The organism is Curtobacterium sp. MCBD17_019 (assembly GCF_003234555.1).
In the GTDB taxonomy this organism is placed as follows: Bacteria; Actinomycetota; Actinomycetes; order Actinomycetales; family Microbacteriaceae; genus Curtobacterium.
Window position 1 is genome coordinate 152868 of record NZ_QKTT01000006.1, and the last position, 13186, is coordinate 166053.

The 13186-nt window shown below is 74.1% G+C and carries 15 protein-coding genes; 11 read left to right on the forward strand and 4 right to left on the reverse strand.

Features of this window, described 5'->3' with window-relative positions; genetic code table 11:
* From DEI82_RS07855 to DEI82_RS07900, 11 genes are all read left to right on the forward strand, one after another.
* On the forward strand, window positions 1-1332 hold the full coding sequence (locus DEI82_RS07855) for a FliI/YscN family ATPase (RefSeq protein WP_111026074.1): 1332 nt from the start codon (window positions 1-3) through the stop codon (window positions 1330-1332).
* Window positions 1332-1802 (forward strand): hypothetical protein, encoded by a 471-nt coding sequence (locus tag DEI82_RS07860; protein ID WP_111008835.1) that lies wholly within the window; start codon window positions 1332-1334, stop codon window positions 1800-1802. Before DEI82_RS07855 ends, DEI82_RS07860 begins: the two co-directional genes overlap by 1 nt.
* Window positions 1799-2710 (forward strand): C40 family peptidase, encoded by a 912-nt coding sequence (locus DEI82_RS07865; protein ID WP_111036415.1) that lies wholly within the window; start codon window positions 1799-1801, stop codon window positions 2708-2710. The genes DEI82_RS07860 and DEI82_RS07865 overlap by 4 nt, the downstream gene beginning before the upstream one ends.
* Window positions 2707-4500: a flagellar hook-length control protein FliK gene (locus DEI82_RS07870; protein ID WP_111036416.1), complete on the forward strand. Its 1794-nt coding sequence runs from the start codon at window positions 2707-2709 to the stop codon at window positions 4498-4500. Before DEI82_RS07865 ends, DEI82_RS07870 begins: the two co-directional genes overlap by 4 nt.
* A 60-nt stretch (window positions 4501-4560) precedes the next feature.
* Window positions 4561-5004 (forward strand): flagellar hook capping FlgD N-terminal domain-containing protein, encoded by a 444-nt coding sequence (locus tag DEI82_RS07875; protein WP_111036417.1) that lies wholly within the window; start codon window positions 4561-4563, stop codon window positions 5002-5004.
* 154 nt (window positions 5005-5158) lie between these two features.
* Window positions 5159-6334 carry a flagellar hook protein FlgE gene (locus tag DEI82_RS07880; protein WP_111026046.1) on the forward strand — a complete coding sequence of 392 codons (1176 nt, stop codon included), beginning with the start codon at window positions 5159-5161 and terminating at the stop codon, window positions 6332-6334.
* A gap of 139 nt (window positions 6335-6473) precedes the next feature.
* Window positions 6474-7004, forward strand: a complete 531-nt coding sequence (locus DEI82_RS07885; protein WP_111036418.1) for a MarR family winged helix-turn-helix transcriptional regulator — start codon at window positions 6474-6476, stop codon at window positions 7002-7004.
* A gap of 47 nt (window positions 7005-7051) precedes the next feature.
* Complete coding sequence (locus tag DEI82_RS07890) at window positions 7052-7630, forward strand: RNA polymerase sigma factor (protein ID WP_258368437.1); 579 nt, start codon at window positions 7052-7054, stop codon at window positions 7628-7630.
* Complete coding sequence (locus DEI82_RS07895) at window positions 7596-8636, forward strand: CU044_5270 family protein (protein WP_111036419.1); 1041 nt, start codon at window positions 7596-7598, stop codon at window positions 8634-8636. The genes DEI82_RS07890 and DEI82_RS07895 overlap by 35 nt, the downstream gene beginning before the upstream one ends.
* Window positions 8633-8761, forward strand: a complete 129-nt coding sequence (locus DEI82_RS16495) for a hypothetical protein (protein ID WP_258368438.1) — start codon at window positions 8633-8635, stop codon at window positions 8759-8761. Before DEI82_RS07895 ends, DEI82_RS16495 begins: the two co-directional genes overlap by 4 nt.
* Before the next feature lie 53 nt (window positions 8762-8814).
* Window positions 8815-9201 (forward strand): VOC family protein, encoded by a 387-nt coding sequence (locus DEI82_RS07900; protein WP_258368439.1) that lies wholly within the window; start codon window positions 8815-8817, stop codon window positions 9199-9201.
* 9 nt (window positions 9202-9210) lie between these two features.
* On the opposite strand, the gene DEI82_RS07905 is transcribed toward DEI82_RS07900, so the two are convergent.
* From DEI82_RS07905 to DEI82_RS07920, 4 genes are read right to left on the reverse strand one after another with little or no spacing between them, the layout of a single operon-like run.
* On the reverse strand, window positions 9211-10212 hold the full coding sequence (locus tag DEI82_RS07905; protein WP_181435143.1) for a Gfo/Idh/MocA family protein: 1002 nt from the start codon (window positions 10210-10212) through the stop codon (window positions 9211-9213).
* A gap of 59 nt (window positions 10213-10271) precedes the next feature.
* On the reverse strand, window positions 10272-11369 hold the full coding sequence (locus tag DEI82_RS07910) for a Gfo/Idh/MocA family protein (protein WP_111036421.1): 1098 nt from the start codon (window positions 11367-11369) through the stop codon (window positions 10272-10274).
* Window positions 11366-12349 (reverse strand): glycoside hydrolase, encoded by a 984-nt coding sequence (locus DEI82_RS07915; RefSeq protein ID WP_111036422.1) that lies wholly within the window; start codon window positions 12347-12349, stop codon window positions 11366-11368. Before DEI82_RS07915 ends, DEI82_RS07910 begins: the two co-directional genes overlap by 4 nt.
* A gap of 27 nt (window positions 12350-12376) precedes the next feature.
* Window positions 12377-13114: a sulfite exporter TauE/SafE family protein gene (locus tag DEI82_RS07920; RefSeq protein ID WP_111036423.1), complete on the reverse strand. Its 738-nt coding sequence runs from the start codon at window positions 13112-13114 to the stop codon at window positions 12377-12379.
* Window positions 13115-13186 lie beyond the last annotated feature (72 nt).

Genomic DNA, 13186 nt, shown 5'->3' on the forward strand with positions numbered 1-13186 from the left:
GTGGGAACGCCGCTGCGGATCCGTCCGGCGGCCCTCGACCGCGCCGTCGCGGCGGCACGTCCGCAGCGGGTCGGCGTCGTCACGAGCGCCGTCGGACTCGGACTCACGATCGCGGGGCTCGACTGCGCGATCGGCGAGGTCGTCGCCGTCGGGCGGGACGGCGAACCACCGGTCGCCGTCGAGGTCGTGGCCACCGACGCGAGCGGCATCCGCTGCATGCCGCTCGGCCGACTCACCGGCGTGACCGCGGGCACCCCGGCACGGCCGACCGGGCGTCCCGTGCTCGTGCCCACCGGTACCGGTCTGTTCGGGCGTGTGCTCGACGGGCTCGGGCGGCCGATCGACGGTGCCGGGCCGCTCGACGCCGACGACCTGGTGCCCCTCGACCACGACACGCCCTCCGCCATGCACCGCGCACGGATCGCGACCCCGCTCCAGCTCGGTGTCCGCGTGCTCGACACCCTCACCACCGTCGGCCGAGGGCAGCGCCTGGGGCTGTTCGCCGGCTCGGGTGTCGGCAAGTCGTCCCTGCTGTCGATGATCGCGCGGGGGAGCGACGCGGCCGTGAGCGTCATCGCCCTCGTCGGTGAACGCGGTCGCGAGGTCCGGGAGTTCCTCGAGGACGACCTCGGGCCAGCCGGGCTCGCGCGTTCGGTCGTCGTCGTCGCCACCTCCGACGAGCCGGCGCTCATGCGGCTCCGGGCGGCGTTCCTGGCGACCCGCATCGCCGAGTCGTTCCGCGACGCCGGACAGGACGTCGTCCTCATGATGGACTCGCTCACCCGCGTCGCGATGGCGCAGCGGGAGATCGGCCTGTCCGTGGGCGAGCCGCCCGCGACCCGCGGGTACCCGCCGTCGACCTTCTCGCTCCTCGCAGGCCTGCTCGAGCGTGCCGGAACGGACCGCGTCGGCAGCGTCACCGGCCTGTACACGGTGCTCGTCGACGGCGACGACCACAACGAGCCGATCGCCGACGCGGCGCGGAGCATCCTCGACGGGCACGTCGTGCTCGACCGGCGCCTGGCGGTCACGGGACACTTCCCGTCCGTCGACCCCCTCGGGTCGGTGTCCCGCGTCGCCGGCAAGGTGACGCCGGCGGACCGCCGCGCCCTCGCCACCACGCTCCGATCGGTCATGGCCGCGCGGAAGGCCGCGCAGGACCTGCTCGACGTCGGGGCGTACCAGCGGGGGAGCAACCCCCTCGTCGACGCCGCGGTGGACCACCAGGGCGCGATCGACGCGTTCCTCCGGCAGGGCATGGACGAGCGCGCCGAGGCCGAGGACTCCTGGCGCCGGCTCGCCGCCCTCGTCGCGCGGTTCGGGGGCGTCTGATGCCCCGCCGCTTCGCCCTCGCCGGACTGCTCCGCCTCCGGCACGCGCAACAGGACCAGGCCGCCGCCGAGCTGGCTGCCGCCAACGAGCGGCTCCGCGACGCCGCCGACGCACGGATGGCCGCCCGCCGCACGCTCGACGACCCGCAGGCCGAGGTCACCGACGCCGCGGTGCTCAGCGCGGTCGCCGCCGCCCGCGCCGCGACCCGCGGGATGCTCGAGGAGCTCGCGGGGGTCGAGGCCACCCGCCGTGCCGCCGCCGACCGGGCCCGCAGCGCCCACCACGACGCACGCCGTGCCGCGATCGGACTCGAGAAGCTCGAGCAACGGCACGCCGAGCGCGTCGCCGAGGAGGACCTGCGCGCCGAACAGCTCGTCCTCGACGAGATCGCCGCCCGCACGGCACGACCCACGCCGCCGGAGACCGAGCGTCCCGCGGCCCCGACCGACCCCACCGGAGGTGCCCGATGACCGTCGACGCGGTGTTCGCCCGGATCCAGGAGATCCAGTCCCAGATCGCCACCCTGCGCGGCGGTGTCGACGCGAGCGCGACCGCCACGAGTTCCACCGATGCCTCGACCGCGTTCGCGGACGCCCTGAGCGCCGCGAGCGACCCGACGACGGCGACCGGCGCCAGTGCCACCGCTGCTCCGGCCACCACCGACGCTGCCGCGCCGACGTCGACGGATGCCGAGGCCGGCACGCTGGCGACGGGGTCCGGGGCCACGGGAACCGAGGTCGTGGCGGACGCGGAGAAATACCTCGGCGTGCCGTACGTGTTCGGTGGCACCACCCGGTCCGGTATGGACTGCTCGGGACTCGTCCAGACGGTGTTCAAGGACCTCGGCGTCCACATGCCCCGCGTCGTGCCGGACCAGGCGAAGATGGGCGTCGCCGTGCCCTCGCTGGCCCAGGCGCAGCCCGGGGACCTCATCATCCCGAAGGGCGAGGGCCACGTCGTCATCTACGTCGGCAACGGGAAGGTGCTCCACGCGCCGCACCCCGGCAAGGACGTCCGCATCGTCGACAACTGGCTGAAGGACAGCGACATCGCGACGATCCGACGCATCGTGCCGTCGACCGCCACGTCCTCGCCCCCGGCCGCGGCCGCCCCCGACGCGTCCGCGGTGGCGTCCGCCCGGTCCCTCCTGGCGTCGCTGTCGTCCGCGACGGGAGCGGGCTCGAGCGCGTCGTCGCTCGACGCGCTGGCGTCGCTCGGGGGGCTGTCCTCACTCGGCGGCCTGTCCTCGCTGTCCTCGCTGTCCTCGCTCGGGGGCCTGTCGTCGCTCTCGTCGCTCGGCGGCACCGCGGGGACCTCGTCGGCCGATCTCCAGACAGCGGCGCTCATGTCGCTGCTCGGCGGCGGGAGCATCGCATGACCGTGCTCGCCACGCCCGCGGCGCCGCCGCCCCCGTCGCCACGGTCCGGTACGGGACGTCCGACGTCGCCCACCGGCTCCGGGGACTTCGACGCGACCCTGGCCTCCGTCGCCACCGACAGCGATCGGGACGGCCGGTCCGACGACCGGCTGGACCAGGAGGCCGGCATCCGACCCGATCACCGGCCCGCTCCATCGACCGGGAGGCCCGGGAGCAGCCACGACGACCGCTCCGCACGACCACGGGGTCGCCACGACGGCGCCGACCGCCATGCGGAACGAGCCCGGTCGGCATCGACGCCCGCGAACGGGACGGACGCGGGCGACCAGTCCGGCGCCGACGTCGGGGACGGGCTCGTGGACGTCGCCGGTGCCGCGGCGCTCGCGAGCCTGGCTGCTGCCGTCACCGGGGCCTCCTCGGCGACCGCCGGTGCGCCCTCGGCCGTGGCCGACACCGGAGCCGCGTCCGGCTCGGCCGGCGCTGTCCCGACGGGCGCGGGTGCTGCGCTCGACGTCCCCGGTGCCACGACCGCCACGGCCACCACCGTCGCCGGGGGCGCCGCGCCCACGGGCGTCGGTCTCGGCGCGGACACGACCACCGGCCGCCGCGCGGCGCTCGGGTCCGGTGCCTCCGGCCCGACACCCGCCGTGCCGGCGACGCTCACCCCGATGGGGGGACTGCCCGGGCTCGCCGCCGCCCCGGTGTCCGACGCCGTTCCGGGGAACACCTCGGCCGACGCGACGTCCGACCCGAGCGCGACCGCAGGCGTCCCCGGCACGCTCGCCGGAGGCACCACGGCCCCGGGCGGCGCCTCCGTCACGTCGACGTCGCCGGTCGGACTCGACACCGTCGGCCGCAGCCGGCTCGGCCGGAGTGCCACCGGCACCGGCACCGGCGCCCGCCGAACCGGCTCCGTCGAGACCAGGACCTCCGAAGCCACCACCGACGGGGTCGGCATCGCCGGGCGCGCCACCGACGGCTCGAGCACCGGAGCGAGCGTCACCGGACCCGCCACGACCGGCACCGCGACGAGCGGCACCGCGACGAGCGGCACCGCGACGAGCGGACCCCTGCCGAGCGCGGCGGCGGCCAGCGGGGCGATCACTGTCCCGCCGTCGACGGCGACCGAGCGACCCGCGGTCCGCATGGCGTCCGCGGACGCCGCACCGTCCCTCCCGACCCGCACCGCGGGACCGGCTCCGGCCGGGCCGGCGCGCACGACGACCGGACCCGCGGCCGTCGACCAGCGCGCGCCGGACGCGGCCCCGTCCCTCCCGTTCGCCGTACCCGCGGTGGCCCCGGGAGCCGGACCGGCCGGTCCCGCGGTGTCGGCGACCGCCGCAGCGCCGTCGCCGACCCCCGCGCCGTTGGCGCAGCAGCTCGCGCGACCGTTGTTCACGCTCGCGGCAGCGCCACACGGCGAGCACGTCGTGACCGTCACGGTGAGCCCGGAGACGCTCGGATCGGTGACCGTCCGCGCGCACGTGTCCGCCGACGGGATGCGCGTCGAGCTGTTCGCCGCGTCGGACGCGGGCCGGGACGCGGTGCGGTCGATCATGCCCGAACTCCGACGTGACCTCGGGCAGACCGGGGTGGCGACGACACTCGACCTCTCGGGGCAGAACCAGCCGTCGGACACGGGCGGCGGCGACCGGCGACCCTCGACCGCCCCGACGCCCGCGTCGGGCGATCCGGTCCGGGCCGCCGGCGCCACGGCGGCGTCCGCTGACGCCGCTGCGGCCACCGGACGGACGGCCACTCCGACCACCGGGCTCGACGTCCTCGCCTGACGGCGCTGACGAGACCCGAACGACGACCGATAGTCACCGAGAACGAACGAAGGACCGCACATGGCACTCGACGGCATCACCGGCACCGTGGACACGGCCGCCCAGGCATCAGCGCTCGCGGCGAACCCGGCGACGACCTCGTCGACGATGGACTCGCAGATGTTCCTCAAGCTGCTCGTCACGCAGCTGCAGAACCAGGACCCGTCGAGCCCGATGGACACGAACGCCATGATCAGCCAGCAGACGCAGATGGCGATGATGGAGCAGATGACGAACCAGACGTCGACCGCGAACGAGAACTTCTCGCTCCAGATGCGGATCGCCGCCGCCAACCTCGTCGGCAAGCAGGTCTCCTACACCGACGCGACGACCGGCACCGACGTGACCGGCACCGCCACCGCCGTCTCGTACGCCGGGAGCGTCCCGCAGGTGACCGTCAACGGGAAGGAGGTCGCTCTGGACAGCGTCTCCGGCGTCACGACCACGACCAGCAGCGGGTCCTGACGGCCCTGCACATCCCCGGGCGCTGCCCGCACGACCATCCCGGCCAGGACGGCCGGTCGGACCACCACCGCACAGCACGGACGCGCCGCGGAGACCACCACTTCCGTCACCGACGGCGAGCCAGCCGGCCCGTCGCCCTCCGAAAGGACGCACCATGCTCCGCTCGCTGTACTCCGGGATCTCCGGACTCCGCTCCCACCAGGAGATGCTCGACGTCACGGGCAACAACATCGCCAACGTCAACACGGCCGGCTTCAAGTCGTCGACGACCGTGTTCCAGGACACCCTGTCGCAGATGACCCAGGGTGCGGGCTCCCCGCAGTCCGGCCTCGGCGGCACGAACCCGGCCCAGATCGGCCTCGGCGTGCAGGTCGCCGGCGTCTCGACGAACTTCGCGCAGGGCTCGGCCGAGGCGACCGGCAAGGCCACCGACCTCATGATCTCCGGCGACGGGTTCTTCGTCACGCGTCAGGGGAACGACACCGTCTACACGCGGGCCGGCTCGTTCGACTTCGACGCCCAGGGCCGTCTGACCACCCCGGACGGCAAGATCGTCCAGGGCTACTCGGCCACCAACGGCGTCGTCGACGACGGCGGCCAGCTCGGCGACATCACGCTGCCGCTGACCGCAGCGGCACCCGCTGCCGTGACGACCTCGGCCACGGTCGACGGTAACCTGCCGTCGGACACCGCGACCGGACAGGTGATCACCCGCGACAGCGACGTGTACGACGCGTCCGGCACCAAGCACGCGATGACGCTCGCGTTCACGAAGACCGCCGCGGGCTGGAACGTCAGCGGCACCGACGGTGAGGGCAACGCCGCGTCCGGCACGATCACGTTCGGCGCCGACGGCAAGATCAGCGGCGGTGGGACGCTGAAGATCGGTGGCATCACCGCTGACATGACCCAGCTCACCGGGTTCGCCACGCTCTCGACCGCGTCGATCAGCAGCCAGAACGGCCACGCGGCCGGCACCCTCAAGGGCTTCTCCATCTCGCAGGACGGCACGCTCGTCGGTCAGTTCTCGAACGGCTCGACCGAGGCGCTCGGCCGCATCGCACTGGCGTCGTTCGCGAACCCGGGCGGCCTCGAGAAGGTCGGCGACTCCGGCTACCGCGCCACGGCGAACTCGGGTTCGGCGCAGGTCGGGAGCCCCACGTCCGGCAGCCTCGGCTCGCTCGCGTCGGGCACGCTCGAGATGTCGAACGTGGACCTCTCGCAGGAGTTCACGAACCTCATCGTCGCGCAGCGTGGGTTCCAGGCGAACGCCCGCATCATCACGACGTCCGACTCCGTGCTCGAGGAGCTGACGAACCTCAAGCGCTGACGCGCACGCCGCGCGGCCGGGAGGCCCGGCGGACGTCCGGTTCACCGGTCACGTCCGCCGGGCCTCCCGCCATGTGCGCGGTCACCGGCGCGCCGCTGCCCCTCGGGTGCTGGGAATTCGAAGCACCTACGATGGACGGATGCCCGTCGACGAAGCCCGACCCCTGCTCGACCCCGTCGAACTCGACGCGTACTTCGCGCTCATCGAGGTGAGCAGTCTGCTGCGCCACACGGTCGAGCAGCAGCTGCGTGAGGCCGGCGACCTCAGCTACGTGCAGTTCCAGCTCCTCGCCACGCTGGGCGACGCTCCGGGCGGCAGCCGCCGGATGACCGAACTCGCCGACGGCGTCGTCTACAGTCGGAGCGGCCTCACCTACCAGGTGGGGCTGCTCGAGCGGGCCGGGCTCGTCGCCCGGAGCACCTCGGCCGAGGACGAGCGCGGTGTCACCGTGACGGTCACCGACGCGGGTCGCGCCGTGCTCGCCCGCGTGTTCCCGGGCCACGTCGCGGTCCTCCGCGAGCTGTTCCTCGAGCCGCTCGGCCACGACGACGTCGTGGCGCTGTCCCGCGTCCTCGCCCGCGTCCGCGACCACATGCGCACCATCCCGCCCCGTTCCGCCAGGCCGCGGCGCACCCGTGCCGCACGGCGCGACACGCCGAGCGGTGACTGACCGGAACGGATCGTGAACCCGATCGCCCGGTCCGTGCAATACCTGGTGTGAGCACCGACAGCGACATCATCCGGCGGACCCTGGAACGGCCCGCCGAGTTCGCGCAGCTGTACGACCGGCACGCCCCGGCGATCCACCGGTTCGCAGCGCGCCGCGCGGGACCCGACGTGGCCGAGGACCTGGTGTCCGAGACCTTCACCGTCGCGTTCGAGCGCCGGACCGCGTACGACCTCGACCGCGCGGACGCCCTGCCCTGGCTGTACGGCATCGTCACGACGCTGCTGAAACGGCACCGTCGGATCGAGGCGCGGCTCTGGGCGAGCGCCCGGGCCGACCCGACCGCGCTCGTCACCGAGCACGACCACGAGGCGCTCGAGGCCGAACTCGCGGTCCGCCGACTGCGCTCCGCGATCCAGCGGATGCCCGCCCGCGACCGCGACGTGCTGCTGCTCTACGCCTGGGCCGACCTCGACTACGAGGGCGTCGCCCTGGCGCTGGACGTTCCCGTCGGGACCGTCCGCTCACGACTCAACCGAGCACGCCGCACGCTGCGTGCCGCTGCAGGCCGCGACGCGGCACAGGAGGTGGAACATGGACGAGTTGACACTGCTCCGGTCCGTTCGTGACGACGTGGAACCGGTCCAGCCGGAGACGTTGGCACGCGGCCGGGAGGCCCTGCTCGCGCACATCGAGCAGGGCACGTCAACACGGGGTCCGGTCCGACGTGGATCCGGTCGGCGCAGCCGCCGTGCCGGGTGGATCGGCGCCGGTTCCGTCGTCGCCGCGGGCGTCGCGGCGGCCCTCGTCGTCGGCAACGTGATCGGCGTGGCCGGCACCGGACCGCACGGCAGCGCGGCACCGGCCGCGGCGGAGGTCCTCACCCACGCCGCCGCCTCGACGACCGCCACGACGGACCCGGTCGTGCACCCCGGTCAGTACCTCGAGGTCGCGACGCGGGCCGTCTACGCATCCGGGTTCGAGGACGACCACGGCTCCGGCACCTACCTGTCGTCCCAGGACGGCCAGTTGTACGTCCCCGCCGACACGGCCGGTGACTGGGTCTGGGTCCGCGACCCGGAGCGGGTGGTGCAGACGTTCGGGCCCGACTCCGAGCGCGCCGCGCGCGTGTCCGACAAGGCGAAGGGGGAGTACCTGCGCGCAGCCGGTGGTGGGTTCTACGGGAGCCCGGCCGTGGTGTCGCCGTCGGACCTCGCGGCCCTTCCACGGGACCCCGCCGCGCTGCTCCGGCACGCCTACGACGCCACGAAGGGCCAGGACGACCCGGACCTCGCCGCGTTCGGGTGGATCGCCGACACGCTCCGCAGTGGACTCGCACCGGCGGACCTCCGCGCAGCCCTGTACAAGGCGGCCGCGGGCATCCCCGGGGTCGTCCTGACCGACCGCCAGGCCAACCTCGAGGGACGGACCGGCGTCGCGATCGGCTACGCACAGGGCAACGGCGACCAGCAGGAGCTCATCATCGATCCGTCCACGGGCCTGCTCATCGGCGAACGCGAGGTCGTCACGGGCGGGGCGGCTGCCTCCTGGAAGGTGCCCGACGGCACCCCCATCGGCTGGACCGCGGTGACCACGAGCGTCGTCGACGCCGCACCGGCCAGGAGCGCCCGGTGAGCGCCGCACCGCAGGTCGAGACCGTCGGCGTGGACACCGTGCCGCTCCTGGTGATCCCGACACCGAGGACCCGCTGGGTCGACGTCACCTGGGCACTCGAGCGCGAGGCCGCGAACGGACGATGACGGCCCGTGCCGGGGAGCGGCACCGCCCGACCACCGGGCGTACGCTCCCCGGCATGACCGCCGCCGACCCCGCGATGCCGACCCTCGTCGCCACCGTCCTCGACTCGCCGCGCCCCCTGGAGCTCGCCCGCTTCTACGGCGCCCTGACGGGTTGGACGGTGTTCGAGGACGACGACAGCTGGGCCCGGGTCCGTCCTGACGACGGCCCGGGCCTCTCGGTGCAGCTCGAGCCCGAGTACGTCCCGCCGACCTGGCCCGGCCGATCGGACGCCCCCGGCATGCAACTCCACCTCGACTTCCTGGTCGAGGACCTGCCTGCCGCGGTCGCGCGAGCCGAGGGGCTCGGCGCACGGCAAGCCGCGTGGCAGCCGACCGAGGACGTCCGGGTGATGCTCGACCCGGACGGCCACCCGTTCTGCCTGTTCCTGCCGGGGGCTTGAGCGTTCCCGTCACCGTCGGACCGGCTCCGTCCCTCCGGACCGTGCGGCTCGGCGGATGGCATCCACCACGTCGAGGTTGGCGACGATGTCGTCGCCGCGTCCGTACGTCGCGCTCGGATCGGCGGGACCGGCACGGACACGACGGACGAAGGCGTCGAGCTGGTGGTCGAAGCTCGTGCCGCCGGCGACCGTCGTCATCGTCGGAGCGCCGTGCCAGGGGATGACACGGAGGCTGTTTCCGTGGTGCGGCACGATCGGTCCCGTCACCGTCACCTCGGCCTCCGCGAGTTGGAGCGTGAGGGACACCGGATCGTCCTGGTCGAACGAGCAGTGGATGCTGGCGGTGGTGCCCGTGGAGAAGCGCAGCGTCGCGATCGTGTCCGAGTCCGCGCCGCTCGGGTTCCGCCGCTGACGGGCGGTCACCTCGCTCGGCTCCGCGTCGAACAGGAGTCGCGACCAGTGCACGGCGTACACGCCGTTGTGGAGGAGGGCACCGCCTCCGAGCGCGGCGACGTGCAGGATCGACCGCGGGTCGTACGGGCGGGTGCCGTTGACCGACGAGCTGATCGACGAGAGCGGCCCGTACCGGCCGTCGCCGACCAGCGCCCGGAGTGCGTCGAACAGCGGGTGGAAGCGGTAGTGGAAGCCCTCCATGACGAGCCGCCCCGAGTCCGCCGCGACGGCGACGATCGCGCGACCCTCGGCGCCGCTCACACCGATCGGTTTCTCGCACAACACGTGTTTGCCCGCGCGGAGCGCCGCGATCGTCCACCGTGCGTGGTCGGCCGCGGCGTTCGCGATGTACACCGCGTCGACGTCGGCGTCGGCGAGGACGTCCTCGTAGTGCTCCGACGCGCGCGGGATGTCCCACGTCCGCGCGTACTCCGCGGCTGCCCCGGGGCGACGCGCCGCGACCCGCGCGACGCGCACGTCCGGACGACGTGCGGCAGGCTCGAGCAACCCGGATGGACCGATCGTCGACGCCCCGATCATCCCGAACGTCAATGGCATGCTCGCTCCCTCGTGGCTCATCTCGGTGTTCGTGTTCGCTCCGCGCGACGCGCGGACGCTCACCAGGTGTCGGGACGCGCTCCCAGCGGGACGGGCTCCGGTCGCTCGACGCGCGACGCGATCTCGAGGACGCGGTGCTCGGCGGCGGCACGGGTGATCGACTCCATCACGTCGAGCACGTGGAACGCGAGCGCGCCGGAGGCCCGGTGCGGCCGGCCGGTGGCGATCGCGTGGGCCATGTCCGCGAGGCCGTGACCGCGGCCCGCGTCGGCGTACCCGCCGGCGACCGGGAGCTCCCGCCACGCGTCGCTCCCGGCGACGAACACCGACACGGGGTCCGAGAAGCGGTTGGGGTCGGGCACACCCAGCGTGCCCGCGGTGCCGTACACCTCGAACAGGGGTGCGCGGGTCGCCCAGACCTCGAACGACATCGTGACGGTCGAGACGCTGCCGTCGACGTGCTCGAGGATCGCGACGACGTGGGTGTCGACCGACACGTCGATGTCCGTCCCGGCCGCCGGGCCCGTACCGATCGTGCGCCGGCGGTCCGATCGCGTCGCACTCGCGCTCACCCGGGCGACGGGGCCGAGGAAGGTCACGAGGCTCGACAGGGAGTAGGGACCCATGTCGAAGAGCGGACCCCCGCCCGGCTGGTAGTAGAACCCCGGCGCGGGGTGCCACAGCTCGTGCCCGGGCGCGCTCCACGCGACGGCGGCACCGACGGGTGTGCCGATGAGCCCGTCGTCGATCGCGGCCCGCGCGGTCTGGATGCCGGTACCGAGCACGGTGTCCGGGGCGCTGCCCACCCGGACCCCCGCGCGCGCGGCGGCCTCGAGCACCGGGGCGGCCTCGGCGGTCGAGAGCGCGAGCGGCTTCTCGCCGTACACGTGCTTGCCGGCCGCGACGGCGCGTGTGGCCACGGAGGCGTGCGCGGCGGGGATCGTCAGGTTGAGCACCACGTCGACGTCGGGCGAGGTCAGGAGGTCGTCGACCGCGAGTGCCTGCACGCCCGCAGCCGCGGCGACGGCAGCCGCACGGTCCTCCAGGACGTCCGCGACGGCGGTGAGCCGGAGTCCGGGCAGGGACGGCAGGTCGGCGAGGTACTGGGCGCTGATGGTGCCCACGCCGACCAGGCCGACGCGCATCGGGGCGGTCATCGCGCGGCCTCCCCGTGGAACTCGACGTGCGGGGTCGCACCGTCGAACGACACCCGCGTCGCGCCGATCCGCCACGTGTGCCCGTCGTCCGCGTTCGCCTGGAAGAACAGCACCCCGGCGTCGGGGCCGTCGGCGAGGAACCCGGGATGTCCGGACTCGCTGTGGTTCCAGGCGCCGACCGGACCCGCCGGGATCAGCGGCTCGTGGGCACCCCGCGTCCACGTCCGCGCGTCCGTGCTCGTCGCCCAGCCGATCTGCTGCGGGCAGTTGTTGTACGCGCCGGCGTAGAACATCGTGAACGTCGTGCCGTCCCAGCGCAGCGCCGGCGCTTCGATGCACTCCTGCTCCCACGGCAGTTCCGGTGCCAGCGCCGGACCGTCGACCGACAGCTGCTCCCAGTCCGCCCTGCCGAACGCGCTGTCCAGGGGCGCGCGAGCGGTGCCGAGCATCTGGATCCGCATCTCCGGGTCGCGCGTGACCCAGGCGAGCACGAGGTGCTCGTCGGTCGCCACGAGGTCGGCGTCGATCGCACGTCCGCACGTCCAGTCGCCCGACGGCGCGAAGACCGGGTTCTCGGGGTGCGGCGTGAAGGCGATGCCGTCGTCGCTCACGGCGTGGCAGATCGCGTCCTCGCGACCACGGCCGTAGGTCTGGAAGAACAGGTGCACGCGTCCGTCGAGCACGACCGCACCGGGGGCGGCGGCGCCCGTCGCGTCGTAGTCGCCGAACGGCGGCAGGACGGCGACGGTGCGCCAGGACACGAGGTCGTCGCTCTCGGCCACGGCGACCGACCAGCCCTCGGCGACGTCGTCGGACCCGGACGGCAAGGAGCAGTAGAGCAGGTAGCGGCCGCCGAACCGGATCACCGACGGGTCCTTCGCGTACGGGCGGCCCCGCCGCGAGGTGTCACCCCACGGTGCGCCCACCAGTCGAGGGGTGCCGGGGAGGTCGATGGACCCGAGTGCGTCGTCAGCGGTCATGCCCCGAGCCTGCTCCCGATCCGCTCGTCATGCCGCGACGAGCAGGTACCCGGCGAGCACGAACCCGCACACCGCGATGGCGACACGGAGGACGGTCTGCGGGACACGCCGTGCGACGCTCGGACCGATCAGCCCGCCGATGAGCGCGCCGAGGCCGAGGGGCCACACCGCCGCCCACGTGACCGTCCCGGAGAGGGCGAACAGCACGGCGGGCACGATGTCACCAGCGAGGAGCAACACGTTCTTCAGCGCGTTCGCACGGTGCAGGACGGGTTCGCCGTCGAGCAGCAGCACGGCGATCATGAGGACGCCGGAGCCCGCCCCGAAGTACCCGTTGTAGAGCGAGACGCCGGCGACGCTCGCCGCGGCGACCGAGCGCGCCATCGTCGTCGCCGTCCGTCGGCGGTCGATCCACGGTTGCACGAGCAGCAGGGCGGACCCCGCGGCGACGAGGAACGGGACGATGCGGTCGAACACGTGCGACGGCGTCGCGAGCAGCAGGGCCGCGCCCGCGGTCGACACGACGACCGTGACCGGCAGCCACCGCCGGACGGTCGGCGCGTGCCCGACCAGGTCGCCCCGCGCGCGGAGGGCCGATCCCGCCCCGCTGCCGAGCAGGGCCACGGAGTTCGTCACGTTCGCGGCGAGGGGCGGGATGCCCACGGCGAGCAGGGCCGGGTACGCCACGAGCGACGTGATGCCGCCCGCGGTGCCGATGACGCCCGCGGCGACACCGGCCACGAACAGGAACACCGCGGTCGTCACCGTTGGATCCTGGCACGTCGCGGAGCCCGGCCGACGGGTCCGCGCCGTGGCTCGGCGGGTTCCCGCTGCCGG